Here is a 26,653-nt window from a genome sequence, read left to right as displayed (position 1 = left end):
GTTTTTCTTCGATGGAGAGGACATTTCCCTCTTTGTCAAACTCGGCGACACCGTAACGCTCAGGGTCTTTGACCCAGTAACCGAATACAGTCGCTTTGCTCTCTTTGGTGACATTTTTAACCGATTGAGCGAGCATTTTGGTCAAACCGTGACCGTAAAAGATATTATCACCTAATACGAGACACACATCATCACTTCCGATGAAGTCAGCACCTAAAATAAATGCTTGGGCTAGACCGTCAGGAGAGGGTTGAACGCAATATTCAAATCTCATTCCGATATCGCTACCGTCTCCAAGGAGCTCTTCAAAGCGAGGAAGATCGGTAGGAGTAGAGATAATAAGTACTTCAGTGATCCCTGCGAGCATCAGAACCGAGAGGGGATAGTACACCATCGGTTTATCGTAAATCGGAACCAGCTGTTTACTGACCCCTTTGGTAATCGGATAAAGTCGTGTTCCGCTGCCGCCCGCGAGGATAATTCCTTTCATGTTGCTCCTATGAAATGTTAATAATTGAAATTATAGTCTAAAAAGATTGTAGGCTAGTTTAATCAACTTTAACGCTTTTTGCGTAATAATAATGGTATGAAAATATTAATGATAGATGGGAGCGGCTTTCAGCTTCAAACTCGGAAAATGTTACTCGAAGAGGCTATCAAAGGGACAGTTGAGAGTATTTCAACATTGGGCGAACTGTTTATCGCTTATCAAAAAGGGCAGTATGATGTCGTGATAATCGACCATGGGATTGAAAATGGACAACAATGTGTGGATTATATTTTATCCATCGATCCGATGCAGGGGATATTGGTTGTCAGTATAGCAATCCATTGTGTGATAAGCCGCTGTGAGGATTGTGTTAACCATCATGACATTCGCCGCTTGTTCAATCCGACACCGATTAAAAATATTATCCGTATGGTCGAGGGATTTAAAAGCTATTCGTGTGATCATTATGATGAGGAAACCAATAAAATACAAATATAATTTTTTTATCTTGTAATAGATTATTTGAAAGAAGGTGTTAAGAGCGGGGATTATTCAAAAGGTACAGAGAGTTTGATAAAACTGTATTCAAAGGTAAAAGAAGCCTCTTTAAGTGCAGAGACATTAAGGTATGGTTTGACATTTTTTCCAATATAGAGCGAGATGACTGTACCATTTCGCAGCAGTGAGGGATCGAAAGAAAATGTTAGGATTTTGTTTTCATACGTGTGCTTGATCAGCGGTTCAAGCAGGTTGTCATCCGGTGGCAGCATTAGAATGATGCCGTGAATATTTTTCGTACCCAAAGCTTCTTTTGCCGAAAGGATTGAGACTCGTATAGGATGATCATTGATCCCTTCGGGATATTGATTTTGAACCATATTAGAAAAATGTCGGGCAGCCTCTTGATTGGCAGGTGAAGCGACAATCACGAAATGAATAGAGGATTGGATACGTTCTTTTGTCCCCTTTTCCATGAACAGTATTTTCGGAAAAAGTTTTGCGCTTATCTGCAGCAATGGGGTATCGTAAGATGCCCCAAAGAGGGTTAGCGGAATGACCAAAATGCAAAAATAGAAGAGCTTCTTCATGGGTGATCCAACGGCAAATTGATAGTGAAAACGGCTCCTTGAGTATTATTACTAACGCTGATGCTCCCCTCAAAGTGTTGTTCGATAATCACTTTAGACATATAGAGTCCAATACCGGTTCCCTGTTTTTGAAATTTCGTCGTAAAATAAGGCTCGAAAACCCGTTTGGCAATGTTCGGCGGCACTCCTCCGCCGGTATCGGAAATATCGATGATCAGGCGTTTCGCTTCACATCGAAGCAGAACGTCGATTTTACCTCCGGATTGATCATTTTTTGCGACGATAACATCTTTGGCGTTGTTGACAATATTTAAAATCACTTGTTTGAATTCATTAACGACGCCATAGATATCTTCATTGCATTCATTGTGTATAGCATAGGTGATTTTGGCGTAGGAGAGTTGTTCGCTTAAGAGATGGAAAATATCGTTGATGGGCTGGGTTGGTTTGAATGCTATCCGCTCTTTATTGAGGTTGAAAAAATTTCTAAAATCATCAATCGTGTTGGACATAAAGGTGAGATTCGTATTGATAATATCGCTGTTATTTTCAATCTCTGTATCATTCAGGAGGCCAAGTTGGCGTTTCATTTCGATGTTGCTCATGGCCAATCCGATAATGTTGAGGGGCTGACGCCATTGGTGGGCGATACTCTCGATCATTTCACCCATGGCCGCGAGCCTCGATTGGTGTATCAGCAACTGCTCTTTTTGGCGACGCTGTTCTACTTCGGCTTCAATACGTTGTTCAAGCTTTGCGTTGATTTCTTCCATTTGATCTCGATAGTTGTCGATAGTCCCCAGCATTTTATTGGTTGATGAGATAATGGTCTGTATTTCCGTGTTGTTGTTATCGCATTCAAAGGGTTTCGTAGTTTTGTCAACCGTGTACGCTCCCATCCAATCAGAGATATGGCGCAAAACAAAAAATTGTTTCCGAAAGTAGAGATACGTGAAGGAAAAAAGGGCTAGGGCAAACAGCGAAAGGAATACCAGTCGGTCAAAAAGTTTATTTTGTAATTCTTCGGCATGGGTATTGGAATAGCTGATGTAGAGTGTAGCTTGAAGCTCTCCTGTAATCGGATCTTTGAGGGGTTCTGAGATGGTGATGAAGTCTTTGAGTTGAGGGTGAGCGCTGTATTGCTCAAAAATAGGTTTTTCATTCAGATCGGTCAAGACAACACGTGAAATACTGGGGTTATGGAAAAAGGTTCGCATCGTTTCGCTGAGCATATCCGGTTGGTCAAAACTCAAATAGATTGAGAGGATAGGTTTTAGGGTATTGGTAACCAGATTGATTTTTGAGCGCTCTTCGTCGTTTAGAACGGCAGAGCTGTTCATCTGGATAAAGATAAACATGGGGACAATGACAGCGATGTAAAGAAACCAGAAGAAAATGGCAAATTTGCCTATAAGTGAATGCATAATTAAAATCCAATACCAATTAACATAAATTGATATTATATAAGATTTAGTTAATGCATCTTTAAAGTTTTGGTACAATGTAACATAATTATAAGGACGGAGCGTTTGATGAGAGGTTATTCGATAGGGTTGGCAGCAGTTTTGTTAGTTTCAAATGGAGTAGCTGCAGAGGAGGGCGATATCACTTCGCTGTTAGACGAAGTAACTGCCATCGCAACGAAGACCAAACTCAATATCGACTATCAACCTTCAGTCGTATCGGTTCTTCATGCCGATAAGCTCAAAAAAATAGGTATTCGAAACCTCCATGAAGCTCTTGGCATACTGCCTGGGATTGAGACTTCTATCTTACATATCGGGTGGAAGCAGGTTATCGTTCGGGGAAATTATAACCCCGATACGTTTGTATTTGATAAGTATAAACTTTACATTGATGGGGTAGATGTAGGGAGTGATCTCTACAGTACCAGTTATTTTTATCTCGATTTCCCGATAGAGCTAATCGATCGTATTGAAGTACTGCGAGGATCGGCTTCGACGGTTTACGGTCCGGGAGCATTCAGCGCGGCGATCAATGTTATTACCGTAAGTTCTCAAGAGGGAGAAAACGATAAAGTTTTTGGTGCAGTTGGAAGTTATGACTATACTAAAGCCGGATTTGTCAAACATCTCAATATCGGTAATTGGGCAGTTGGTATCGACAGTTATCATCAACATAGTAATAAAACACTTCCGGCAGGTGAAGCGTTTGTTTCGGCTAAAGAATACGGGTATGCCCGTACCGATTATAACAGTTTGGAAAGTTTTGAGGATTATTCCATCGGTGTAACGGCAAAACACGATGATTGGACGTTGATAGCCAGATACAAATCGGACGTAACAGATAATTTCTATGGTTTGAGTGAGGATATCGAGCCAATGACCGGTGGATATCAGCACAATAAAAGTGCAATCGTTGAGGTACAAAATAGTTCTAATGTGGCGCGGGATTTGAGTTTGGAAACCAAATTCGGGTTAAACTATTATGCTTTTACGTTTGATTCGACCCTTTATCAAAATTATTTCAATACCGGGCTTACCGTGCGGATGAATCCGACATACGAGCAGTTGAATACGTATGCGGAGATGAATCTCAGAGGAAAAAATATTGAAGATCATGCGTGGATGATCGGCGTAAGTGCCCAAAAAATCGATACGATCAAAAATGTTTTTGGAACCACATACCGAGATCAAGGGGATGGCGGTCCGAGTATTTTTGGTACGATGGAATATTTAGAAGGACGATACGGTTTAATTGCAGGAGATAATGATCAGTGGATTAAATCGGTTTCTCTACAGGATATCTATTCAATCAATGATGCTTTGGATATCTCTGCCAACATTAGATTGGATACCTATTCGCTGTTTAGTAATATGCTTAGTTATCGTATCGGTTCAGTTTACCGAATGGATAATAATCATATTTTTAAGGGGGTTTATGGACGTTCCTATCGTGCACCATCGTATGTCGAAGCTTTTCAGGCTCCACAAGACGGTTTAAAGGATGGAAATCCGAATTTAAAACCTGAATCGATAGATACGTTTGAGTTGGCCTATACCTACAAAAATAAAAATACTATCCTCCGAAGCAATGTATTTTATTCGATTCTAAACGATGTGATTGACAGTGTTCAGCATGAACCGGATGGATTTACCGGTGATTACGCCAATCATAAACAGCGTAACGCAAAAGGGGTGGAGCTGGAGCTTACCCACTATTTCGACAACGCTTCTGAACTGATGGGAAATTTTTCCTATGTTCGATCCCAATACTTTTCTCCGGATTATTACAATCCAGTAGAATACCAAAGCCCTGAAATTTCGGAGGTGATGATCAAGGGATATTACCTTTATCCGTTGACAGAACGACTTGGTATCAATACCGCATGGTATTACACTGGTCCAAAACGGGGATATCTACGCGAAAGCGGTGATATCCGCACCTACGGTGCGACGATGCTGGTAGATGAAACTCTGTCGTATAATCTGGATGATTTGTCGATGGTGACACTGAGTGTGAAAAATCTCTTTAAAGAATCGGTGATCTATCCATCGTATGATGCAAAACATGAGGGCATCCATCGTGAAGGTCGTAATTGGCTAGTGACGTATGAAAAACAGTTCTGAAAATTGAGAATGAATTTATGGGGGGTGGCTCCGAATACTGGATTCGAACCAGTGACCAAGTGATTAACAGTCACCTACTCTACCGCTGAGCTAATTCGGAATAAAACAATGAAGAAATCTTAAAAATGGCTCCGAATACTGGATTCGAACCAGTGACCAAGTGATTAACAGTCACCTACTCTACCGCTGAGCTAATTCGGAATCTTTAAGAGGCGCAATTATACGCTATGTTACGCTGGATGTCAATAAAAACGGGGTTATTTAGAGCGTTTTCGATCAATATTTTCGATCGGAGTAAAAAAAGTGATATTTGATCGTTCGATTTGAGCGATTTTACCGTGATGGAGCAAATTTTCGAAGCGACTTTTGGAATCGGCATCGAAAAGAGCATTGATATCATCCATACTCAGAGGACGTTTATCCAGAGTTGTAAGGATCTCTTCATCGCTGTAGGCACTTGGAGTTGCCGAGGCATGGTTGCGTGAAACGATATGGATCGGCAATGCAGGATCAAAATGGTGTGCAATCAGATGCAGTTCCTCAAAACTTAGCCCTTGAACCGCATAGGCAGGGGGACGGTCGATGGTGCCGATATCGATCCGTTCGCAGTGGATGTTCAGCAGGGCATGGTTGAGCGCTTCCACTTCGCTTGGAGCGTCATTAATCCCTTTGACAAACAATATCTCTAAAAATAATTTCCCCGTATAGATCTGTGAGAAACGGGTGATACTTTCGATGATGGTTTCGATTTCTATCCCCTCGGCGGGGCGATCGATTTTTTTAAACACTTCGGGTGTTGCGGCATCGAGAGAGAGTTTGACTTGATCGAGCTTCAAAAGGGTATTGAATACGTTTAAATCATTGAGACAGGCACTGTTGGAGAGGATAAGGGTTTGAATACGCCCTTTGATTGTATCGATCTCATCGACAAGAGCATTCAGATAGGGGTACATCGTCGGTTCACCGTTAGCGGTGATCGTAATGACATCAATAGAGGGGTGTTTGCGCAACGCTTCTGTTAAATCGGTCATAATCGTCTCTACCGGAGTGATCGTACGCTGGTGTGCCATTGCGGGTGCAGGGGCGAGTTCACAGTAGAGACAGTCAAAGTTGCATTGTTTGCCGGAATTGGAGAGGTCGATCCCGAGCGACGCACCGAAACGGCGTGAAAAGACGGGACCGAAGATCGTGGACATATTAGTCTTTTTTACTCACTCGTTGACATTCACGAACGAAGTGTTGAGCATTTTCAACCGGAACGTCGGGGAGAATCCCGTGCCCAAGGTTGAAGATATGGCGACGGCCACCCATAATCTCTTGGATCGCTTCGACACACGCGGTGGTTTGCTCTTTGGAGTATAAACGGCATGGTTCCATGTTTCCCTGCAGGACATAACGATCCCCCAGTTTCTCTTTCGCCAGTGCCATCGGGGTACTCCAGTCGACACCGAAGACATCGAAATTTCCGTACACGTTATCTAAAAATGCGGGAATCCCTTTCGGGAACATAATGACCGGAACATGCGGGTATTTCTCTTTTAAATACTCGGCGATTTCGACCATGTAGCTCCATGAGAATTCATCGTATTTGCTTGGTTCGATTGCGGCGGCCCAACTGTCGAAAATTTGGACGACATCGATACCTGATTGGATTTGTTTTTCCATGTACAGTTTGACCACGTCGGTCACTTGGCGGAGGATTTTATGAAGCAAGTCAGGGTTGGAGTACATCATCTTTTTGCAGATATTGTACGTTTTTGTCCCCTGTCCCTCGATCATGTAGGTCGCGAGTGTCCACGGAGCACCGGTAAAGCCGATAAGGGCTTTATTATCGTCGCGTGCATCAAGCTGTGTTCTTAAAATCTTGATCGTTTCATAAACGTAAGTGAGTTTAGACGCCGCTTCCTCACCGCCGATTAACTCCTCCAAATCCTCTTCGGACGCGATCGGTTTTTCGAAAACGGGGCCTTCCCCTTTGATAAAGTCGAGTTTCATTCCCATTTCGTTCGGAACGACCAAGATATCGCTGAATAAAATTGCCGCGTCAACCCCGACAAGGTCCACAGGTTGGATGGTAACTTCCGCTGCCATATCGGGAGCGTGACAAAGGTTGAGAAAGTTTCCGGCACGTTTGCGCACTTCCATGTACTCAGGGAGATAGCGTCCCGCTTGGCGCATCATCCAAACAGGGGTATAAGGGGTCTCTTTACCGAAACACGCATCAACAAAAATTTTACTCATGGTGACCTACTTTGCTAAGAAAATAAAGACCGACGGCAACGGCGGTGATCGAGAGGGCTAGATAGAGTAACTCTAATGCTCCGGTAAATACCGTATGTCCCACTTTTTGGAAAAAGCCGACGACCAATACCATCACGATAACTTTGGAAATTTTGTCTTTGAGCTGATCGAGAGAGTGGACGGCAAGGAGCTGATTTTCATGCCCATTTTCATCTTTGGCTGGATCGATATCAGAGATAAAGAGCTCATACAAACCGAATGAGAAAATGATCATAACGACACCGATAAGGTATAAATCAACCGCACCGATAATCCCGCCGACTATCTCTTCATGAAAATGTGGCGGATGAGCATGGATAGCATACGTATGAATGACATACGCTGCGGTATTGTAGACGTCAACACTGGCGACAGCAAAAAGGACAAAAGCCCCTACAAGACCGAAAACAACTGCAAGGAGAATGATGAATCGTGTGCTCCAAAGGCCGTGTTCAAAGAGTTTTTCAATGAACTGCATCTTATTCTCCTTGCATCTCTACCCATTTTTGGGCGATTCGTACGGCGTTGGTAGCCGCACCGACACGGAGATTATCGGCAACAACCCACAAATGGAGGACATTTTCGCGGTAAAGGTCATTACGGATACGTCCCACAAACGTTTCGTTTTGATCCATACAGAGTGAAGGCATCGGATAGATACTCTCTTCAGGTACATCCATAACGATAATATTCGGAGCTTTACGTAAAAGTTCGCGTGCTTCATCGGCGTCCACTGCACCATCAAATGTGAGTGTGAGGGTTTCAGCATGACCGCGAAGTGTCGGGATACGGACGCAGGTTGCACTCACTTCGATATCTTTGTGCATGATCTTCTGCGTCTCATTCACCATTTTAAGTTCTTCTTTGGTGTAGCCGCTGTCGGTGAACGAATCGATTTGGGGGATAGCGTTGAGTGCGATTCGGTGAGCAAATTTTTTCGGTTCCGTATCATCGAGTTTAAAGGCAAAAAAGGCCTGCATTTGCTCAACGAGTTCTTCCATCCCCGTTTTTCCCGCACCGGATGTTGCTTGGTAGGTGCTTACGTCGATACGTTGTAAATCGTACGCATCATCAAGGGGTTTGAGTGCTTGGACCATTTGGATGGTCGAGCAGTTCGGGTTTGCAATGATCCCGGTATTTTTCCAAAGAGCAATATCTTCAGGGTTTACTTCAGGGACAACGAGAGGGACATTCTCAAACATACGGAAGTGGCTGGTATTATCGATAACCACGGCACCTGACGCGGCAGCATAGGGAGCAAACTCGGCTGAAACACTTCCGCCGGCACTGAAAAGGGCGATGTCGATTGCTTCTTCTTCAAATACGGTCGGGGTTAACTCTTTGATCACGAGTTCATGATCTTTGAACGTAACCGTATTCCCTGCACTGCGAGCACTCGCCAGTGGAACCAGTTTGGCCAGAGGGAATTCGATCTCTTCAAAAATACGTAAAATTTCTTCGCCAACGGCACCGCTGGCACCGACGATAGCAACGTTATAAAGTTTCATAGGAAGCTTTCCTTGAGGATGAATGAAATCACCCGTGAATATTTTTCGCGATTATAGCTAATGATGGCTTGGAAGGGATTAAAAATTGTATCCGTTCTCCCTGAGCTTGTCGAAGGGTCTTACCATTCATGGTTCGACAGGCTCACCACGAACGAAAAAATAGATTATATTCTCCCCAACCCTCTTGCTTCCAAAAAGAGATCTTCAGTATCAATACTTTCTCCATCACTCAAAATGGCAGAGCGTTCCACAACCGAGATAAGTTCACGGACATTTCCCGGCCAGTTGTAGTGTTCAAGTGCGTTGCATGCGTTTGGCGTAAAAGATTTTGCCTCAAAACTGTATTGGGTACAGTAGCGTTCCAAGGCCGCTTCGGCAATGCTCAGAATTTCTTCACGACGTTCCCGCAGCGGCGGTATATTGAGAGGGATGGTGTTAAGGCGATAATAGAGGTCTTCGCGGAATTTCCCCTCGGTGATTTTGGTATGCAAGTCGGCATTGGTGGCGGTGATGATACGGACATCTATTTTGGTGTTTTTCGAAGCACCTAAACGGCGTATTTCACGCTCTTGAAGAACGCGTAACAATTTGGCTTGGAGGCTATAGGGCATTTCAGCGATTTCGTCTAAAAAGAGTGTTCCCCCCTCTGCGAGCTCAAACTGTCCTGTTTTTGCTTCGGTTGCATCAGTGAATGACCCTTTTTCAAATCCAAACAATTCACTTTCGATGAGGTTGTCAGGGATAGCCGCCATATTGATGGCAATAAACGCTCGGGAAGCACGTGGTGAAGTCTCATGAATATGGCGGGCAAAGACCTCTTTCCCGACACCACTCTCACCCAGAAGCATAATGCTCGCATCGGTAGTTGCCGCTTTGGCGGTACGACTGAGAAGTTTTTCGAGTGCGGGTGAAGTACCCAGAAAAGATGAACCAGAGGAGGTAGGTGCAGTAGACATTTTAGGTATTTTTTTTGCAACACTTGCGGTTCGCTCAATCGCGGCAACCAGTGTTTCGATTTCAAATGGTTTGAGCAAGAAATCTTTGACCCCCAGCTGGATCGATTCAATGGCACGGGTAAGGGTGGCATTTCCAGTGATGATAATCACCTCATATTTGCCCCCCAGCGTTTTAACAAATTCGATCCCGTCCATCCCCGGCATATTGATATCGCTGATGATCAGTTCAAAGGTATCGTCGAGTTTTTTAAGGGCATCGCGAGCATTTTTAAAGGTATGAACCTCGTATTTCTCATAGTCACCCATCGCAATTTCCAGCGACTTGCGCATATTGATATCGTCTTCAACAATCGCAATCTTCATCTATATCCTTCTTAAACGCCAAAAGAATAAAATCCCTTCGGCTACGCTAACCGCTATGGTACTAAAGCTTGCCTTTGTCAAGGCAGAACATATCATTTTAATGCGGTGATTGTAACAGACTCATCATTAAACTCGACTGCATAGCAGCTTGTTGGAAGAGTAAGTGAATTCAGGGTTTGGGGGTTCGTCACACTAAAATTATCATTGCTTTTAACACGGAGTTCATTGGACGAAGCAAATTCTAAAAAAGCCGTTTGTTCACGATTTAAGAGTGTTTGTAAGTTCTCATTATTAAAGCGCTTAAGGGTTATGGACTCGGATGGTTTAGCGGGATGACACGGCTGCATGGCTTTGGAAACAGAGAGCGTTTCATTGATGGGTTGGGTGTTCTTAGCGGTGAGCCGATACCCTATATAATAGTGATCAGCTCCGAAAGCAAGTGTCGTGATTACGGTAAGATACGTGAATAAGAAAGGGCGATTTCCATTTCGACTTCGCACAGTCCCTCTTTAAATGTAGTATTGGTGACATTAGCCCCTTTTACCAGTGCTTCAACAGAGGTACGGGTGCTTGATTGCATCAGCATCATATTTTTGATGCTGTCTTGTCCTTCGACATGGACTCCGCGTACTTTTTCCGCAATTTGGCGATAGCCGTCCGCTACTGCGGCACGTTTAGCAAGTGCATAGGCTTGTGCAGGAGAAGCGGTAACCGAAGGGGCAACACCTTGGCCGACAACGGTAATAACAAGTTCGTTTTGAGATTTTAAAATCGGTTCAACACAATGGCCGTCTGTTCCACTGTAAACACATTTTACTTGGGGTTCAGAGGAAGAGTCGGGGGCAAAAAATCCCGCATGAAGTGCGGGAACAGTGAGAAGCAGTGCAAGAGCGGCAGAGATTCGCATGCGGGTTCCTTTGGTAGGTTTGGAATAATTACTCAATACAGAGCAAATACTATTCCAATTCGAGTGTACCTGAGCCTTCTGAGCTTTCTTTACCTTCTAAATCTTCTTCATCTTCTTCTTTTTTCGGACAACGTGAAATACTCGCGACATCATCGCCTTTAATGATGTAAACACCACTGGTGTTACGCCCCGATTTCGCAATCGTTTGCATATCGACACGGATCATTTTGCCCGCTTTGGTGAGTGCCATCATGTCCATCGTCTCATCAACCATCAGACAACCGACAACCGTTGTTCCGGTTTTAGCATTGAGTTTCATCGCGATAACACCGGTTCCGGCACGGTTGGTAAGGCGGTATTCTTCCGCCGTGGTTCGTTTTCCGATCCCTTTTTCACTCACCATCAGGATCTCTTCTTCATCGCTTTTGATAATGTTGGCATCGACAACGACGTCTCCGTCAATTTTAAATTTGATACCGCGAACCCCACGGGTACTACGTCCCTGATCGCGGGTTTTTTCGATTTCAAATTTGATACATTGTGCGTATTTCGTTACGATAAAGAGGTATTTTGTCTCTTCATTCGCGATGTGTGCAGTGATCAATGCGTCATCATCATCGAGAACGATTGCGCGAACACCGTTACTTCGGACGTTCGAGAATTCGCTAAGAGCAGTACGTTTAACAACACCGTTTTGGGTAAAGAAGACGAGTGATTTGCTCTCATCAAAATCGGTGGTCGGAATAATCGAGCGGATTTTTTCATCCGCTTCGAGGTTGATGAGATTAACGACTGCTTTACCTTTGGCTGTACGTGATCCTTCCGGAATTTTGTACACTTTGAGCCAGTGGAGCTGTCCGCGATCGGTGACGAACATCAACGTATCGTGGGTGTTGCAGGTATAGAATTTCTCGATAAAGTCATCATCATACGTGGTAACGGCAATTTTACCTTTACCGCCTCGGATTTGTTTCTCGTACGCGACGAGAGGAACGCGTTTAATGTATCCACGGTGAGAAATGGTAACAACCATCGGCTCATTCGGGATCAAATCTTCGATATTGATATCATCATAGTTGTCTTCGATATCGGTGACACGAGGGATATTGTATTGCTCAACGAGTTCAACGAATTCGCCTTTGATAATCCCTTTAAGAACCTCTTCACTTCGGAGGATGCTCTCAAGATAGTCGATGTGAGCCAAAATCTCTTTAAGTTCATTTTCGATTTTGTCACGTTCAAGACCGGTGAGACGTTGGAGACGCATATCCAAAATCGCTTGGGCTTGGATCGGTGAAAATCCGAATTCGGAGATAAGCCCGTTTTTAGCCGCTTCGCCGTCATTGCTTGCACGGATGAGTTTGATAATCGCTTCGATATGATCGAGTGCTTTTTTCAAACCTTCCAAGATATGGGCACGTGCTTTTGCTTTTTCAAGATCGAAAATAGTACGGCGGATAATAACGGTTTTACGGTGGTTGATAAAGTGACCCAACATCTCTAAGAGGGTGAATACACGAGGCTCTTGGTTAAAGACCGAGAGCATGATGATTCCGAACGTAGTCTCCATGTTGGTCGATTTATAGAGATTATTGAGGACGATTTCACTCATCGCATCACGTTTAAGCTCGATAACGACACGGATACCTTCGCGGTCGGATTCATCGCGAATTTCACTGATCCCCTCGATAAATTTGTCTTTGACCAAATCGGCAATGGTTTCGATCAAACGGGCTTTGTTCACTTGATAAGGAAGCTCATCAATAACAATAACATCTTTATTCGATTTTTTTTCAATGTGTGTTTTGGCGCGGATACGGATACGACCACGCCCGCTCTCGTACGCGTCCAAAATCCCTTTTTTACCGTAGATGGTTCCCCCAGTAGGGAAATCGGGAGCTTTGATAAACTGCATAATCTCGATAAGTGAAGCATTTGGGTTGTCCATTAGATGAACCAGTGCGCTGAGAACTTCATTTGGATTATGGGGAGGGATATTGGTCGCCATACCGACGGCGATACCGGATGAACCATTAATAATAAGGTTTGGTACACGGGTAGGAAGAACTTCAGGCTCGAAGGTGGTGCCGTCGTAGTTCTCGATCATATCAACGGTATCTTTTTCAAGATCTTTGAGAAGTTCTCCCGCATAACGGGTCATACGCGCTTCGGTATAACGCATCGCTGCTGCGCTGTCTCCATCGACTGAACCGAAGTTACCTTGACCATCAACCAATGGTGCTCGCATTGCGAACGGTTGTGCCATACGAACCAATGCATCATAAACCGAGGTATCACCGTGCGGATGGTATTGACCGATTACGTCCCCGACGATACGGGCCGATTTTTTGTATTTGGCACCAGCTGAGAGGCTGAGTTTGTCCATGGCATAAAGAATACGTCTGTGTACCGGTTTAAGACCGTCTCGGACGTCAGGAAGTGCACGCCCGATGATAACGCTCATCGAGTAATCAAGATAACTGCTCTTGAGTGTGTCTTCTATATTAATGTCATTTATTTCGCTGTTGTCTAGCAGATCGTTCATGCGGTCCCCAAAAGTGAAGATAATATGGCTGATTATAGCCGAATGAGCCTTAAATTCTTAAAACCTGTTTTTTTAGCTTTAATTTGCTTAATTAATTAAATAAGGTTACAATTGTTCTAGACATTAGTGGTATGGAGTTCAACAAAATATGAAAAAAATTGAAGCGGTTATTAAACCTTTTAAACTCGAAGATGTAAAAGACGCTCTTGCTGAAATCGGTATTACCGGAATGACGGTGAGTGAAGTAAAAGGTTACGGACGACAAAAAGGGCACAGTGAGCTTTATCGCGGTGCGGAATATGTTGTTGATTTTCTCCCAAAGATTAAAATGGAGATGGTTGTAGATGAGGATATGGTCGATACAGTCGTGAATACGCTCATCGAAGCAGCCCGCACCGGAAAAATCGGTGATGGCAAGATCTTTGTCAGTGATATCAGTCAGATCATTCGTATTCGTACCGGTGAAACCGGCAGCGAAGCCATTTGATGTTATACACCAAAATAGGCGGAGCCCATTTTGGTGGCAAGGACAAGTTTGTCCTTTGCAATCCCCTAAAGCTACCAGCATAAATGCTGGAGATTTTCAGAGCCAGCTACTTTATTACGCACATTCAAATACTAACTCTCGTTATTCTCTTTCCTTATATTATAAAATTCTTCTGTTTTGAAATTCATCTTTACTATTGATTAAAAATTAATCAGTAATTTGCACTCTCATTATTTGATTACTTTGTACAATGGTACCTGACATTCAAGTTATAAGGAGAGAAAATGAAAAAGTGGCTTTTAGCTTTATTGCTTTTAGGCGTATCGGCATTTGCCGAAGATGCTGCAGCACCTGTACTTAACTCAGGGGATACTGCATGGATGATGATGTCAACGGCATTGGTTATGTTGATGACTCCGATCGGTTTGGCGTTGTTTTACGGCGGGATGACTCGTTCTAAAAATATTCTGAATACATTTGCTATGGTATTCGGTGCATTTGCTGTATCGTTTATCGCATGGGTTGTTGCCGGTTTCTCAATCGCGTTTGGAACAATGGATGGTTCAATGAACCAAGTCATCGGTGGTTTTGGTCATATTATGCTTAGCGGCATCGGTTGGCAAGAATTTGCAAGTGTTGATCTTGGTCAACTCTATCCTAAATTTGTCTTCGTAGTGTTCCAAGGGACCTTTGCAGCGATCACTGTCGGAATCGTTGCGGGTTCAGTGATTGAGCGTATGAAATTCTCTACTTGGATGGTATTTGCCTTTATTTGGACAATCGTAGTTTATGCTCCGATTACACACATGGTATGGGGTGGCGGTTACCTTTTCAACGAAGGTGCTCTTGACTTCGCAGGTGGTACGGTTGTTCACATGAACGGTGGTTTGGCTGGTCTTGTACTCGCTCTCTTAATCGGTAAACGTGCAGGCTATCCAAAAGTAGCAATGAAACCTGCAAGTGTTATCTTAACGGCTCTTGGTGCCGGTCTTTTATGGTTTGGTTGGTATGGATTTAACGGTGGATCAGCATTTGGTGCTAACGCTATCGCCGGTCTTGCGTATTTGACAACAACGATTGCTGCTGCGGTTGCAACGGTTACTTGGATCGTGGTTGAGTATGCGGTATTCAAAAAACCGACATTACTTGGTGCGGCAACGGGTGCGATTGCAGGTTTGGTAGCGATTACTCCGGCAGCGGGATTCGTAGGAGTTAACGGTGCATTTATCATTGGTATTACGGGTGCATTAATCGCATTCTTTGGGGTAACAGCGTTGAAGAAAAAAGTGGGTTACGATGATTCTTTGGATGCTTTCGGAGTACACTTCCTTGCAGGTCTTTGGGGTGCGATTGCAACCGGTATCTTTGCAGCGTATACACCAAACACAGACAATGCTCTCCTTTGGGCTGGACCGTTGAAAGATTCAGGTGACCGTATGGGACAAATCATGGTTCAAGCAGAATCTGTATTGATCGTCGGACTGTTCACATTGGTCGGTACGATCGTGGTTTATTACATCGCAATGGCATTGACTGGCGGTTCACGTGTTAACGAAGAACAAGAGAGCCAAGGTTTGGATGAGTCTGTACACGGTGAACGTGGCTTTAACCTATAAGGAGTAAACAATGAAAAAAATTGAAGCGGTTATCAAACCATTTAAACTTGAAGATGTAAAAGATGCTCTTGCCGAAATCGGTATTACGGGTATGACGGTGAGCGAAGTAAAAGGTTACGGACGACAAAAAGGGCACAGCGAGCTTTATCGCGGTGCGGAATATGTTGTTGATTTTCTTCCGAAAATTAAAATGGAGATGGTTGTTGATGATGCAATGGTAGATCAAGTGGTCAACACTGTTGTGGAAGCGGCACGTACCGGCAAGATCGGTGACGGTAAAATCTTCGTTAGCGATATTAGCAAAATCGTCCGTATCCGTACGGGTGAGACAGATATCGAGGCCATTTAATCATTACGCCTAAGGGAGCAAAAGCCCCCTCAGGCTACGCTAACGCTGAGTTTCACTCGGCGTGAAGCCCACGCGCAGTAAACCGCGCTTGAAGATTAAATACATTAATTGATTAAATTTTAATCAATACTTCTTCTACAATCCATTTAATTGGATATATAATGCACACCTTTATCTTAAACTAAAGGTGCTGCATGGATACTGCGTACGTTATCGATACCCTCTTTGCCCTCTTTTCTATTACTCTCATTATCTTAATGGTTCCCGGTTTTGCGATGCTCGAAGCAGGTTTGGTGAGAACCAAAAACGTCTCCAGCGTTTTGACGGTAAACGTTATGATTTACGCGGTTGCGTCGATGGCCTTTATCTTGGTCGGATTTCATTTGGCATTCGGTGATTTTCAAAGTACAACGATGAGCCAATGGGCCTTTTTTATGTTCCAGATGGCATTTGTCGGTAAGGCCATTAACATTATGAGCGGTGGGGTGGGTGAACGAGCCCGCCTTTTGCCGTTGACTCTTTTCACGGTGATTATGGGTGCGTTAATCTATCCGACGGCAGTGAATATCAGCTGGGGAAGCGATTGGCTCAAAGATACGATGTTTGATCTGAACTTTGTCGATTTGGCCGGCTCAACCGTTATCCATTCCACGGGCGGATGGGCATTGCTTGCGGCGATTTTGGTGATCGGTGCACGTAAAGGACGTTATGTCGGAAATCAAATCCGCGTAATTCCCGCTTCGAATATCCCTTTGGTCGTTTTAGGGGCGATGTTGTTATGGATCGGATGGTTTGGATTTAACGGCGGTTCGGTAGGATCAATTTCGACCAAAGAGGCGGCGGATAGTGTCGCATTGACGATCTTTAATACCAATACCGCAGGACTCTCCGGCGCGATTATCGCCGGTATCGCTATTTATGCTCGATATAAACTTTTTGATATTACGATGATTCTTAACGGCGCACTTGGCGGGTTGGTAGCGATCACGGCAGGTCCCCATTTGTATACGATGATTGATTCAATTTTGATCGGGGGAATCGGAGGGGCATTGGTCGTTCTCGCGGTACCATTATTTGACCGTTTCCGTATCGACGATCCGGTTGGAGCATTGTCGGTTCATTTGGTCAACGGTATTTGGGGAACCCTTGCTGTGGGTCTTTTTGCCGCTGATCATGCAAATGGTATAACATTCCTAAACCAGCTCAAAGGGGTCGGGGTGATGGCGGTATTTGTCTTTACCGTGTCATTTACCATCATCTATCTGCTTAATAAATTTATACCGTTTCGCGCTACGGACGAGGATCAGGTTCAAGGGCTTGATGTCAGCGAATGCGGACTTGAAGCGTATCCCGAATTTAAAAGAGCGATTTAATACCTTCTTAACACTGTTGTAACACTTCTTCACTATTCTTCTGGATGGGGCTTGTGCCCCATAAAAGACTCTTTTAACCACCTCGTTGTATAATTTGTTAATGTTGATTGAAAAGGGAAACTATGTCTATTTATCGTGAATATGATATCCGTGGAATTTATGAAAAAGAGTTGAATGAAGAGACGATTACCCGTTTGGGGTATGCTTTAGCCGATGAGATGAGAGCGTTCGGCGAGTACGTTGCGGTAGGATATGATGCACGTTCGCATTCCCCGATTCTTTTTGAATATTTGACTGCCGGACTCAATGCGGGAGGGATGAAGGTGCTCGGAATGGGGATGGTTCCGACTCCCGTCAACTATTTTTGCAACTATCAGGATTTTGGCGGAAAAACAGCCTGCGCTTCGGTAATGATTACCGGTTCGCACAACCCCAGCGAATATAACGGTTTTAAAATCACGATTAACAAGCTCCCTTTTTTCGGCGAATCGATTTATGCCCTCGGACGCAAGATTGAGACATTGCCGTTTCCTCCGAAAGTGGAGCGTCACGTTACTGAGATCGATGCACTTTCGCGCTATAAACGTTTTATGGTGGAGTCGTTTGGCCATTTGCGCGGGATGAATGAGCGGATCGTGTATGACTGCGGAAACGGGGTTGCAGGTTTGGCAATCGAAGATATTTTCAATGAATTAGGACTCAAAACCAAAGGAATTTATGTCGATCCTGATGGAACATTCCCGAATCACCATCCCGATCCGAGTGAAGAGCATAACCTTGAGGATATCAAAAAACTTTTATCGGCAGAGGGTGATATCGCATTTGCGTATGACGGTGATGCCGATCGTATCGCCGTATTGACCCCTAAAAACAACATCAAGGGGGACATGATGGCACTGCTATTCGCCCTCAAGATGAAAAATCCGACCGTTATCGGCGAAGTAAAATGTTCGCAGGTGATGTACGATACTCTCCGCGCGCGCGGGGCGACGGCGGTGATGTATAAAACAGGACACTCCAATCTCAAAGTCAAAATGAAAGAGCTTCATGCGGATTTAGCGTGCGAAGTGAGCGGTCATGTCTTTTTTGCCGACCGCTATTTCGGGTATGATGATGCGATCTATGCCACGTTGCGTATGCTTGAACTGGTGAAGGAGGGGGTGGACCTCGATGCAGAGATTGCAAAACTTCCGAAAGTGTTTTCGACTGAAGAGATCAAAGTCAAAACAACGGAACAGGAGAAATTTCCTCTTATGGCAAAACTAAAAGAGTTGCTTCAAACGCCTCCCGCTTCTTTTCCTCCGATCAAAGAGATTATCGATGTTGACGGTGTTCGGGTTATTTTTGATCAAGGGTGGGGACTTGTACGGGCGAGTAATACGACACCTGTCCTCGTGACCCGTTTCGAATCGACCGATGCAGATGAAGCTAAACATTATGAAGAAGCGCTTAATGCATTGATCCAAGAAGCTAAAAATCAGTTGGAGGTGAAATAATGAAAACGGTTACATTGACAATGCCTCTGGATATGCATCTGCATCTGCGTGATGGTGAGATGTTGGAGACCGTTGCTCCGCTTACTTCCTACAGTTTTAGCGGTGCGCTCATAATGCCCAACCTTGTCCCTCCCGTAACGACGAAAGAGATGGTGAAAGAGTACAAAAAACGGATTAAACACGCGATCGGGCGGGATGATTTTGAGCCCTACATGACCCTCTTTTATCAAAACTACAGCCGTGCGTTCTTGGAAGATGTTCAGGATCATATTACGGCGATCAAAATTTACCCGAGCGGTGCTACTACCAACTCCGAGGGGGGAGTTGTCAACTTTGATATTGAACCGATGCGTGAAACACTCGAAGCGATGTCGGATTTGGGAATTGTCCTCTCGGTTCACGGCGAGACCAACGGATTTGTGATGGATCGCGAAGCAGAGTTTATGAGTGTTTACGAAAAACTGGCCATCAACTTTCCAAAACTGAAAATTATTATGGAGCACATCACCACCGCCGATGCAGTAGCGATGTTGGATAAATACGAGAATCTTTACGCCACTATTACGGTGCATCATCTCATCATTACCCTCGATGATGTGGCGGGGGGAATGCTTCGACCGCATCTGTTTTGCAAACCGATAGCCAAACGCCCCGAAGATCGTGCCGCCTTGCTCAAAGTTGCATTGGAAGCCCATCCGAAAGTGATGTTCGGTTCCGACTCCGCACCGCACCCCAAACATACGAAAGAATCTTGCGGATGCGGAGCAGGGGTATTTACCGCTCCAATCGCATTGCAGCTGTTGTGTGAGGTATTTGAAGCGCATGATAAATTGGACAATCTTCAAGCATTCGTGAGTGACAATGCCCAGCAAATTTATGGTATTTGTGCAGAATTCAAAGAGGTGGTGTTAGTGAAACACGATTTTGTCGTTCCTGATATTTACGGTACTGTCGTCCCGATGCGAGCGGGGGAAACTTTGAAGTGGTCGATAGAGCGTGTCGATTAAGATATTACTCTTGGAAGATGATTTGCTCTTTGGCGAATCTATCGCTGATGTCTTAGAAGAGGAGGGGTTTGAGGTATCCTTATGCCGTAACGGTCAAGAAGCCCTCGATGAAACCTATAAAAATCAGTTTGATCTCTATCTTCTCGATATTAATGTTCCCCTCATCGACGGTTTGTCGCTTTTAAAAGAGCTGCGCCGTGCCAATGATCTAACCCCGAGTATTTATCTGACTTCCCATCAAGAGATTGAAACGCTCTCTCAAGCCTTTGAAATCGGTGCGGACGATTACCTCAAAAAACCGTTTCATACCGATGAATTACTGGTGCGTATTCATGCACTTTTACGCCGTATCAAAGGGAAAGCACGCCATTGTGTCGGAGAACTTTGCCTCGATGAACTTCATAAATGTGTGTTGATGGAAGGAAGAGAGATCCCGTTTTCGCTCAAAGAGTATCAGCTGATGGCATTGTTTATTCGAAATGCGGGAGAGATCGTCACCAAAGAGATGATTATGGATACGTTGTGGAACCCATCAGAGATGATTAGCGATGGGGCCATACGGGTGTACATCAACCGTCTCAAACAAGAGATAGGTTCAGAATCGATAGTCAATATACGCGGCGTAGGATATCGCCTTGTTTCGTAGCTTTACCATTGCTTTGGCATCACTTTATGTGACGACTACCGGTGTTTTGATTGCCGGAATCTATTACGTTCATCAGGTTTTAGGGGTAGAGCAGTGGGGAATTATCGCCTTCGTCTCATTGATTATTACCCTCGTGGTGGGGGGAGTTTTGGCAAAAATCGCGATTACCCCGCTGAGAGAGCATTTTGCCCATTTGGAACGCTTCTCCAAAGAGACACTGCATGAACTGAACCTCCCGATTAACACCATTACGGCGAATGTTCAAATGCTTCGTAAAACGCATAATGATGAAAAGTCTCTCAAACGTCTGGAGCGGATTGAAGCGGCGGCAGAGATGCTAAAAGAGCGTTATAACGAGCTTGATTATTTGATCAAGAAACAGACGGAACGAGAATCAATTGACTCTTTTGATCTGCGTGAACTCCTTGAAGAGCGTTTAGGATTTTTGCGTTCTCTTTATCCTAAGGTCGTTTGGAATTTGGAGATAGAACCCTATAGCGTTAAATGCGATCGGATCGGATTGGGTAAAGTGATTGATAATTTGGTGGAAAATGGGGTGAAATATTCACCTCAAATACCCCATATCACGATAAAATTACACGATCAAACTTTAAGCCTTTGCGATCAAGGCGCCGGAATGGATGAGATTACGCTTATGCGCATTTATGATCGCTATTTCCAAAATGATACTACAATGCCGGGATATGGAATCGGTTTAAGTCTGGTCAAGCGCTATTGCGATCGTCATCATATAGTGTTGAATGTTGCTTCTCGTGTTGGAGAGGGAACCTGCGTCAAATTAGAATTTAAAAAAGGGGAATAACGAATGGAAAACAGCGGTTGGCTGGAATTTGCACAAACGGCAGTGGATTACGGGATTATCGGGATTTTGGTGGTTATGAGTATTGTCTCATTATGGCTTTTTATCGAAAGAATGATGGCATACGGTTCGGTTCGTATCGGTGATTATGAGACGAAAGAGGAATTGGAACTTGATTTGGGCAACAATGTTTCTACGATTGCAACGATCGGTTCGAATGCACCGTATGTTGGATTGCTTGGGACGGTTTTAGGGATTATGATTACATTTTACACCCTCGGTGATGTAGGAGCCGTTGATCCGAAGAAAATCATGACCGGGTTGGCTCTGGCGCTCAAAGCGACGGCAATGGGTCTGGTGGTCGCCATCCCGGCTATTGTGTTTTACAATATTTTACTCCGTAAAATGGAACGTCTTATCACACTATGGGAAATCGACGCCCATAAAAAACAAGGGTAAGTCATGAAAATGAAACGGATCGATACGATCAACGTTATTCCGTTCATCGACATTATGCTCGTGTTGCTCGTCATGGTACTTACTACGGCGACGTTTATTAAGACAGGATTGATTCCCGTCGATCTCCCTGAGGCCAAAGGATCTGCGGCAGAGCATAAGCCGAGTGAGCTGAAACTCACCATCCAAAAAGACGGGACACTGATGTTGGGGGAAGAGAAAATACCGATCACGTTAGCCGATTTTGAACAGCGTGTCGTTGAGGGAGGAAAAGAGATGACGGTTGTTCTTTACAGCGATAAAGAGGCGGCATTTCAAAACTTCGTGGGTGTTATGGATGTGTTGAAACGTCTTGGACATGAACAGCTTTATATCGTCACCGATAAGCAGAAATAGTGATGCATCAGATCAGTAACTACGTATATGCACGAGATGAGTTACTGGGGTGGGATATTCCCACTGCGCGGCTCCCCAATCCGTACCATGATTTTCCCTATATAGTTCTTGAGGGGGTGCTTAGTCCGGCCGAATGCCGAGCGATTACCGCTCATACGCTATCGGATAATGAGGCGGTGCAGGCAGAACTACGCGGACGTTCACTCGATACCGCTATTCGTAAAACCGATATTCATACGCTAAGCCCAGAACACCGAGAAATCTATGATCGCCGTTTTGAAGCGGTGAGAGGAGAGATTGAAACATTTTTTGCCCTTTCTCTCGCCAAAGCAACCGATGTGCAGGTTCTAGGCTATGAGAGCGGGTCGTTTTATCTCAAGCATTCCGATGATTCAAGCGAATTGCGTGACCATGATGGGAATGTCATCGGGTATCGCACCGTCGCCCCTGAGCGCAAACTCACTACCGTCCTCTTTACGACCTCTTATACTCCGCATCCGACGGATCAAGATCATTTCAGCGGAGGAGAATTGCTCTTCAACTATCTGTGTGACGAGCACGGCAATACGATTACCCTCCGTCCGGAAGCAGGGGATATGGTCGTATTTCTGAGTAATCCCTATTTCTCTCACGAAGTGCTTAGTGTCAAAGAAGGATTCCGTCTTTCACTCGTTCAATGGCATAATGCTCATATGTAAGTTATAATTGCGCATTACTTTCGAAGGATGCTCATGCGCTACTTTTACAGCTCGTTTGCAATCATGCTTTTAGGGCTGATTGCAGCATATTATCTCGGTGGACTTGCCGCTATTTACATCACCTTTCTTCTGATTGTTCTTGAAATCTCTCTTTCGTTTGATAATGCGGTGGTTAATGCCAAGGTACTTGAAACGATGGACCCGATTTGGCAGAAACGCTTTATTGTTTTCGGTATTCCGATTGCAGTTTTTGGGATGCGTTTAATATTTCCGCTTGCGATTGTTTCGATTGTAACGGGAATGGGATTGTTGGAAACATTGCAAGTGGCGATGGATCAACCCGCAGAGTATGAAAAAGTGCTCAAAGCGACTGAATCGACGATCTTCGCGTTCGGTGGAGCCTTTTTGCTGATGGTCTTTTTGGACTTTTTCTTTGGGGAACATGATGTCAAATGGGTGAAGTTTGTTGAAGGTTCCAAAACGATGGAACATTTTTCAGGCGTTGCCAATATCGAGTTGATTACTGCAATTATGGTGGGGATCGCTTTGGGGCACATCACTCAGGACTTCGGAGTTGTTTTGGCATTTATGTACGGAGTATTGCTTCACTCATTGCTCGGGATGCTGGACCATTTCCTCTCATCCGATACGGTTAAAAGCGGGATCGCCGGATTTATCTATCTCGAAGTTCTCGATGCGAGTTTCAGTTTTGACGGTGTTATCGGGGCGTTTGCATTGACCAGTAATATCTTTATTATCATGATCGGTTTGGGTGTGGGAGCGATGTTTGTACGGAGTATCACCCTTTATTTCGTTGAGCATAAAACCCTCTCACATTTCCGGTATCTCGAACACGGTGCCCATTATGCAATCGGGATTTTGGCGATTATCATGTTGATGAAAATTACCACTCATATCAGTGAGATGGTGACGGGGACTATCGGTATCGGATTGATCTTGATCGCGTTTCTTCACTCGCTGTGGGAAAATAAAAAGGCCAATGAGATCGTTTAATTTTAAATGCCGTCTTATTTGACGGTATTTTTTCCTTTTTTCTTCATGTTATAATATTTCAGAACCCCGTATAAACTAATCATCATCCATGTTGCTTCCATTAAAAACGACGCGAGATTCCAGTCATACAGCAGTGAGATGATGATCAGCAATGCCCCTAGAGAATTCAAAACCGAGAAGCTTAAATCTTTCGCATCCATTTTTTCGAGTTGTAAAAGCATGTAGGCAACAATGATGACAAAGACGCCGAGTATTCCGATGAGGTCGGTTAGGGATAATTGCATAGGGTATGTTCCGTTGAGTGTTTAGTGAAGAAGTGTATCGAAGAAGGGTTAAAAAAAGGGGTTTCAGACCTAAAAACGCCCGTTTAGGACGTTTTTTATGGTCTTTACATCATGCCGGGCATTCCACCCATACCGCCCATATCAGGCATTGCAGGTTTGTCTTCTTTGATCTCGTGGATCGTTGCTTCAGTTGTGAGAAGCATACTCGATACCGACGTTGCGTTGGTCAATGCGACACGCTCTACTTTGAGAGGATCGATGATTCCCGCTTCGTACATATCGACGTATTCACCCGTTGCCGCGTTGAATCCGATGTTTTCATTTGTTGCAGAGACGATCGTGTTGACAACAACACCTGCATCGTATCCCGCATTTTCAGCGATTTGTTTCACCGGAGCGGTGATCGCACGGAGGATGATCTCCCAACCGATTTTTTGATCGCCGGTAAGGTCGTGTTTTACTTTTGCCGCCGCACGGATCAATGCCGCACCGCCGCCGATAACGATCCCCTCTTCAACGGCCGCTTTGGTTGCTGAGAGTGCATCATCTACACGGTCTTTTTTCTCTTTCATTTCGGTTTCCGTCGCTGCTCCGACTTTGATAACCGCAACGCCGCCTGCGAGTTTCGCAAGACGCTCTTGAAGTTTCTCTTTATCGTATTCGCTCGTAGTCGCTTCGATTTGGGTACGGATCTCTTTGATACGTGAGTTAACCGCATCTTTATCTCCTGCTCCATCAACGATCGTGGTGTTGTCTTTGCTGATTACCACGCGAGAGGCTTGACCCAAATCAGTTATCGTTGCACTGTCGAGTGTTCGTCCGATCTCTTCGCTGATGAGTTGTGCACGAGTGAGCACCGCGATATCCTGGAGCATCGCTTTACGGCGATCACCGAATCCCGGAGCTTTAACGGCAGTGATGTTCAAAACACCGCGAAGTTTGTTGACGACCAACGTTGCCAACGCTTCACCTTCAACATCTTCTGCGATGATGAGAAGCGGGCGTGAACTTTTTTGAACTTGCTCCAACACAGGGAGAAGGTCTTTGAGGTTCGAGATTTTTTGATCGAACAAAAGGATAAACGGATGATCCAATTCAACGGTCATTTTTTCCGAGTTGTTGATGAAATACGGGCTGAGGTAACCACGGTCGAATTGCATCCCCTCTACCACGTCGAGTTCGTCATTGATTCCTTTGGCTTCTTCAACCGTGATAACGCCATCACGGCCTACTTTATCCATCGCTTCGGCGATCATTGCACCGATGCGCTCATCGGAGTTTGCCGAGATGGTTGCGACTTGCGCGATCTCTTTTTTATCGTTGATGATACGTGAAGCCGCTTTGAGCTCTGCCAAGATCGCTTCGGTCGCTTTGTCCATACCCCGTTTAACTTCGATCGGATTAGCCCCCGCTGTGATGTTTCGAAGACCCTCTTTGAAAATAGAGTTGGCTAGGATGGTCGCCGTTGTGGTACCGTCACCCGCTTCGTCCGCCGTGTTAGAAGCAACCTCTTTAACGAGTTGCGCTCCCATGTTTTCAAGCGGGTCTTTGAGTTCTACCTCTTTGGCAACCGATACACCGTCTTTGGTGATAAGCGGTGCGCCGTAGCTGCGTTGGATAAGGACATTACGACCGCGCGGCCCCATGGTTACTTTGACCGCATCGGTCAGTTTTTGTACTCCGGCGGCTAATTTATTGCGTGCGTCATCTGAATAGTGAATTTCTTTTGCCATAGTAGTTTCCTTTATTTAATAATTCCGAGTAAATCGCTTGTCGCAATCACTAAGTAAGCTTTTCCCTCTAGTGTCAATTCTGTACCGGCGTATTTACCGAAAACGACAACATTCCCTATCTCTACATTACTTACTTTCTCGCTCACAGCTATAACAGTTCCTTGTGAGGGTTTCTCTTTTGCATTGTCAGGAATAATGATACCCGATGCGGTTGTGGTTGCTTCTTCGAGACGTTGAACCAATACCCGTTTTCCAAGTGGTTGAAAATTCATTGTGTTTCCTTTATATGATGTGAAATTTTTATGTGCGGGATTGTACATGAGTTTGGGTTAATTCGTCTTTATGACTCAATAATAATGAGTTATATTATATAGGGTAAAGTATGAGATCCACGGATAAATTGAAATTTTAGATTATCTTTTAGCTTTTAATAAGCAATGGTTCACTATAATTCCGGTCTTTCCAAAAGATGGCTGGGTAGCTCAGCTGGTTAGAGCGCTGGTCTCATAAGCCGGAGGTCGGGGGTTCGAGTCCCCCCCCCGCCACCATCT

At 44.5% G+C, this 26,653-nt stretch carries 28 protein-coding genes and 3 tRNA genes; 15 read left to right on the top strand and 16 right to left on the bottom strand.

Annotated features, from left to right (window positions below):
* Positions 1-490 (bottom strand): sugar phosphate nucleotidyltransferase (locus tag A3G19_RS02700; protein ID WP_294870426.1); only part of this gene is annotated, 490 nt, incomplete at its 3' end.
* Between the two features lie 96 nt (positions 491-586).
* Here A3G19_RS02700 and A3G19_RS02695 point away from each other — a divergent pair.
* Complete coding sequence (locus tag A3G19_RS02695; protein WP_291750898.1) at positions 587-988, top strand: hypothetical protein; 402 nt, start codon at positions 587-589, stop codon at positions 986-988.
* 50 nt (positions 989-1,038) lie between these two features.
* Here the strand turns inward: A3G19_RS02695 and A3G19_RS02690 are convergent, their stop codons facing one another.
* Together A3G19_RS02690 and A3G19_RS02685 are read right to left on the bottom strand one after the other, a co-directional pair.
* On the bottom strand, positions 1,039-1,578 hold the full coding sequence (locus tag A3G19_RS02690) for a hypothetical protein (RefSeq protein ID WP_294870423.1): 540 nt from the start codon (positions 1,576-1,578) through the stop codon (positions 1,039-1,041).
* Positions 1,575-3,002: a HAMP domain-containing sensor histidine kinase gene (locus tag A3G19_RS02685; RefSeq protein WP_015654404.1), complete on the bottom strand. Its 1,428-nt coding sequence runs from the start codon at positions 3,000-3,002 to the stop codon at positions 1,575-1,577. The genes A3G19_RS02690 and A3G19_RS02685 overlap by 4 nt, the downstream gene beginning before the upstream one ends.
* 108 nt (positions 3,003-3,110) lie before the next feature.
* Between A3G19_RS02685 and A3G19_RS02680 the strand changes: the two genes are divergently transcribed.
* Complete coding sequence (locus A3G19_RS02680) at positions 3,111-5,168, top strand: TonB-dependent receptor (RefSeq protein WP_015654403.1); 2,058 nt, start codon at positions 3,111-3,113, stop codon at positions 5,166-5,168.
* 25 nt (positions 5,169-5,193) lie between these two features.
* On the opposite strand, the gene A3G19_RS02675 is transcribed toward A3G19_RS02680, so the two are convergent.
* The 10 genes from A3G19_RS02675 to gyrA form a co-directional block, all read right to left on the bottom strand.
* Positions 5,194-5,268, bottom strand: a tRNA-Asn gene (locus tag A3G19_RS02675).
* Between the two features lie 26 nt (positions 5,269-5,294).
* Positions 5,295-5,369 (bottom strand) — tRNA-Asn (locus A3G19_RS02670).
* Positions 5,370-5,425: 56 nt separating this feature from the next.
* The gene (locus A3G19_RS02665; RefSeq protein WP_015654402.1) at positions 5,426-6,364 is read right to left on the bottom strand and encodes a radical SAM protein; all 939 of its coding nucleotides are present in this window, start codon (positions 6,362-6,364) and stop codon (positions 5,426-5,428) included.
* 1 nt (position 6,365) lies between these two features.
* Complete coding sequence (gene hemE / locus A3G19_RS02660; protein WP_015654401.1) at positions 6,366-7,409, bottom strand: uroporphyrinogen decarboxylase; 1,044 nt, start codon at positions 7,407-7,409, stop codon at positions 6,366-6,368.
* Entirely contained in the window at positions 7,402-7,926 is a 525-nt protein-coding gene (locus A3G19_RS02655; protein ID WP_015654400.1) for a YqhA family protein, read from the bottom strand. Before A3G19_RS02655 ends, hemE begins: the two co-directional genes overlap by 8 nt.
* A 1-nt stretch (position 7,927) precedes the next feature.
* Positions 7,928-8,956 carry an aspartate-semialdehyde dehydrogenase gene (locus A3G19_RS02650; protein ID WP_294870421.1) on the bottom strand — a complete coding sequence of 343 codons (1,029 nt, stop codon included), beginning with the start codon at positions 8,954-8,956 and terminating at the stop codon, positions 7,928-7,930.
* A 164-nt stretch (positions 8,957-9,120) separates the two neighbouring features.
* Positions 9,121-10,275: a sigma-54 dependent transcriptional regulator gene (locus A3G19_RS02645; RefSeq protein WP_015654398.1), complete on the bottom strand. Its 1,155-nt coding sequence runs from the start codon at positions 10,273-10,275 to the stop codon at positions 9,121-9,123.
* Between the two features lie 92 nt (positions 10,276-10,367).
* Complete coding sequence (locus A3G19_RS02640; RefSeq protein WP_291750897.1) at positions 10,368-10,775, bottom strand: hypothetical protein; 408 nt, start codon at positions 10,773-10,775, stop codon at positions 10,368-10,370.
* Positions 10,724-11,182 (bottom strand): LPP20 family lipoprotein, encoded by a 459-nt coding sequence (locus tag A3G19_RS02635; RefSeq protein WP_015654396.1) that lies wholly within the window; start codon positions 11,180-11,182, stop codon positions 10,724-10,726. The genes A3G19_RS02640 and A3G19_RS02635 overlap by 52 nt, the downstream gene beginning before the upstream one ends.
* A 49-nt stretch (positions 11,183-11,231) precedes the next feature.
* Positions 11,232-13,727 (bottom strand): DNA gyrase subunit A, encoded by a 2,496-nt coding sequence (gyrA, locus tag A3G19_RS02630; protein ID WP_015654395.1) that lies wholly within the window; start codon positions 13,725-13,727, stop codon positions 11,232-11,234.
* A 148-nt stretch (positions 13,728-13,875) separates the two neighbouring features.
* Here gyrA and A3G19_RS02625 point away from each other — a divergent pair, with 148 nt between their 5' ends.
* The 12 genes from A3G19_RS02625 (at position 13,876) to A3G19_RS02570 (ending at position 24,085) form a co-directional block, all read left to right on the top strand.
* Positions 13,876-14,214 carry a P-II family nitrogen regulator gene (locus A3G19_RS02625; RefSeq protein ID WP_015654394.1) on the top strand — a complete coding sequence of 113 codons (339 nt, stop codon included), beginning with the start codon at positions 13,876-13,878 and terminating at the stop codon, positions 14,212-14,214.
* A 284-nt stretch (positions 14,215-14,498) separates the two neighbouring features.
* The gene (locus A3G19_RS02620; RefSeq protein ID WP_015654393.1) at positions 14,499-15,830 is read left to right on the top strand and encodes an ammonium transporter; all 1,332 of its coding nucleotides are present in this window, start codon (positions 14,499-14,501) and stop codon (positions 15,828-15,830) included.
* 10 nt (positions 15,831-15,840) lie between these two features.
* Complete coding sequence (locus A3G19_RS02615; RefSeq protein ID WP_015654392.1) at positions 15,841-16,179, top strand: P-II family nitrogen regulator; 339 nt, start codon at positions 15,841-15,843, stop codon at positions 16,177-16,179.
* A gap of 194 nt (positions 16,180-16,373) precedes the next feature.
* Complete coding sequence (locus A3G19_RS02610; RefSeq protein WP_015654391.1) at positions 16,374-17,552, top strand: ammonium transporter; 1,179 nt, start codon at positions 16,374-16,376, stop codon at positions 17,550-17,552.
* Between the two features lie 122 nt (positions 17,553-17,674).
* Positions 17,675-19,048, top strand: coding sequence for a phosphomannomutase/phosphoglucomutase (locus A3G19_RS02605; RefSeq protein ID WP_015654390.1), 1,374 nt, complete (start codon positions 17,675-17,677; stop codon positions 19,046-19,048).
* Positions 19,048-20,055: a dihydroorotase gene (pyrC, locus tag A3G19_RS02600; RefSeq protein ID WP_015654389.1), complete on the top strand. Its 1,008-nt coding sequence runs from the start codon at positions 19,048-19,050 to the stop codon at positions 20,053-20,055. Before A3G19_RS02605 ends, pyrC begins: the two co-directional genes overlap by 1 nt.
* Positions 20,056-20,065: 10 nt before the next feature.
* A complete protein-coding gene (locus tag A3G19_RS02595) occupies positions 20,066-20,701 on the top strand; it encodes a response regulator transcription factor (protein ID WP_294870418.1) in 636 nt (211 codons plus the stop codon).
* Positions 20,691-21,524: a HAMP domain-containing sensor histidine kinase gene (locus A3G19_RS02590; protein WP_015654387.1), complete on the top strand. Its 834-nt coding sequence runs from the start codon at positions 20,691-20,693 to the stop codon at positions 21,522-21,524. The genes A3G19_RS02595 and A3G19_RS02590 overlap by 11 nt, the downstream gene beginning before the upstream one ends.
* Positions 21,525-21,527: 3 nt before the next feature.
* Positions 21,528-21,980 (top strand): TonB-system energizer ExbB, encoded by a 453-nt coding sequence (gene exbB, locus A3G19_RS02585; protein ID WP_015654386.1) that lies wholly within the window; start codon positions 21,528-21,530, stop codon positions 21,978-21,980.
* Positions 21,981-21,983: 3 nt separating this feature from the next.
* The gene (locus A3G19_RS02580) at positions 21,984-22,373 is read left to right on the top strand and encodes a biopolymer transporter ExbD (protein ID WP_015654385.1); all 390 of its coding nucleotides are present in this window, start codon (positions 21,984-21,986) and stop codon (positions 22,371-22,373) included.
* Positions 22,374-22,375: 2 nt separating this feature from the next.
* The gene (locus A3G19_RS02575; RefSeq protein ID WP_015654384.1) at positions 22,376-23,071 is read left to right on the top strand and encodes a 2OG-Fe(II) oxygenase; all 696 of its coding nucleotides are present in this window, start codon (positions 22,376-22,378) and stop codon (positions 23,069-23,071) included.
* A gap of 33 nt (positions 23,072-23,104) precedes the next feature.
* Positions 23,105-24,085, top strand: coding sequence for a DUF475 domain-containing protein (locus tag A3G19_RS02570; RefSeq protein WP_015654383.1), 981 nt, complete (start codon positions 23,105-23,107; stop codon positions 24,083-24,085).
* A gap of 14 nt (positions 24,086-24,099) precedes the next feature.
* On the opposite strand, the gene A3G19_RS02565 is transcribed toward A3G19_RS02570, so the two are convergent.
* The 3 genes from A3G19_RS02565 to groES form a co-directional block, all read right to left on the bottom strand.
* Entirely contained in the window at positions 24,100-24,369 is a 270-nt protein-coding gene (locus A3G19_RS02565; RefSeq protein WP_015654382.1) for a hypothetical protein, read from the bottom strand.
* Between the two features lie 104 nt (positions 24,370-24,473).
* Positions 24,474-26,102, bottom strand: coding sequence for a chaperonin GroEL (groL, locus tag A3G19_RS02560; RefSeq protein WP_015654381.1), 1,629 nt, complete (start codon positions 26,100-26,102; stop codon positions 24,474-24,476).
* 11 nt (positions 26,103-26,113) lie between these two features.
* Positions 26,114-26,374: a co-chaperone GroES gene (gene groES, locus A3G19_RS02555; RefSeq protein WP_015654380.1), complete on the bottom strand. Its 261-nt coding sequence runs from the start codon at positions 26,372-26,374 to the stop codon at positions 26,114-26,116.
* Between the two features lie 199 nt (positions 26,375-26,573).
* On the opposite strand from groES, the gene A3G19_RS02550 reads away from it, so the two are divergent.
* Positions 26,574-26,650: transfer RNA gene (locus A3G19_RS02550), tRNA-Met, on the top strand.
* Positions 26,651-26,653 lie beyond the last annotated feature (3 nt).

This window comes from Sulfuricurvum sp. RIFCSPLOWO2_12_FULL_43_24 (assembly GCF_001829605.1).
GTDB lineage: Bacteria > Campylobacterota > Campylobacteria > Campylobacterales > Sulfurimonadaceae > Sulfuricurvum.
This window is presented reverse-complemented; position numbering and strand designations above follow the sequence as displayed.

Coding starts and splice junctions, on each gene's coding strand:
- A3G19_RS02695 (WP_291750898.1), top strand. CDS start 587: ATGAAAATATTAATGATAGATGGGAGCGGCTTTCAGCTTCAAACTCGG.
- A3G19_RS02690 (WP_294870423.1), bottom strand. CDS start 1,578: ATGAAGAAGCTCTTCTATTTTTGCATTTTGGTCATTCCGCTAACCCTC.
- A3G19_RS02685 (WP_015654404.1), bottom strand. CDS start 3,002: ATGCATTCACTTATAGGCAAATTTGCCATTTTCTTCTGGTTTCTTTAC.
- A3G19_RS02680 (WP_015654403.1), top strand. CDS start 3,111: ATGAGAGGTTATTCGATAGGGTTGGCAGCAGTTTTGTTAGTTTCAAAT.
- A3G19_RS02665 (WP_015654402.1), bottom strand. CDS start 6,364: ATGTCCACGATCTTCGGTCCCGTCTTTTCACGCCGTTTCGGTGCGTCG.
- hemE (WP_015654401.1), bottom strand. CDS start 7,409: ATGAGTAAAATTTTTGTTGATGCGTGTTTCGGTAAAGAGACCCCTTAT.
- A3G19_RS02655 (WP_015654400.1), bottom strand. CDS start 7,926: ATGCAGTTCATTGAAAAACTCTTTGAACACGGCCTTTGGAGCACACGA.
- A3G19_RS02650 (WP_294870421.1), bottom strand. CDS start 8,956: ATGAAACTTTATAACGTTGCTATCGTCGGTGCCAGCGGTGCCGTTGGC.
- A3G19_RS02645 (WP_015654398.1), bottom strand. CDS start 10,275: ATGAAGATTGCGATTGTTGAAGACGATATCAATATGCGCAAGTCGCTG.
- A3G19_RS02635 (WP_015654396.1), bottom strand. CDS start 11,182: ATGCGAATCTCTGCCGCTCTTGCACTGCTTCTCACTGTTCCCGCACTT.
- gyrA (WP_015654395.1), bottom strand. CDS start 13,727: ATGAACGATCTGCTAGACAACAGCGAAATAAATGACATTAATATAGAA.
- A3G19_RS02625 (WP_015654394.1), top strand. CDS start 13,876: ATGAAAAAAATTGAAGCGGTTATTAAACCTTTTAAACTCGAAGATGTA.
- A3G19_RS02620 (WP_015654393.1), top strand. CDS start 14,499: ATGAAAAAGTGGCTTTTAGCTTTATTGCTTTTAGGCGTATCGGCATTT.
- A3G19_RS02615 (WP_015654392.1), top strand. CDS start 15,841: ATGAAAAAAATTGAAGCGGTTATCAAACCATTTAAACTTGAAGATGTA.
- A3G19_RS02610 (WP_015654391.1), top strand. CDS start 16,374: ATGGATACTGCGTACGTTATCGATACCCTCTTTGCCCTCTTTTCTATT.
- A3G19_RS02605 (WP_015654390.1), top strand. CDS start 17,675: ATGTCTATTTATCGTGAATATGATATCCGTGGAATTTATGAAAAAGAG.
- pyrC (WP_015654389.1), top strand. CDS start 19,048: ATGAAAACGGTTACATTGACAATGCCTCTGGATATGCATCTGCATCTG.
- exbB (WP_015654386.1), top strand. CDS start 21,528: ATGGAAAACAGCGGTTGGCTGGAATTTGCACAAACGGCAGTGGATTAC.
- A3G19_RS02580 (WP_015654385.1), top strand. CDS start 21,984: ATGAAAATGAAACGGATCGATACGATCAACGTTATTCCGTTCATCGAC.
- A3G19_RS02575 (WP_015654384.1), top strand. CDS start 22,376: ATGCATCAGATCAGTAACTACGTATATGCACGAGATGAGTTACTGGGG.
- A3G19_RS02570 (WP_015654383.1), top strand. CDS start 23,105: ATGCGCTACTTTTACAGCTCGTTTGCAATCATGCTTTTAGGGCTGATT.
- A3G19_RS02565 (WP_015654382.1), bottom strand. CDS start 24,369: ATGCAATTATCCCTAACCGACCTCATCGGAATACTCGGCGTCTTTGTC.
- groL (WP_015654381.1), bottom strand. CDS start 26,102: ATGGCAAAAGAAATTCACTATTCAGATGACGCACGCAATAAATTAGCC.
- groES (WP_015654380.1), bottom strand. CDS start 26,374: ATGAATTTTCAACCACTTGGAAAACGGGTATTGGTTCAACGTCTCGAA.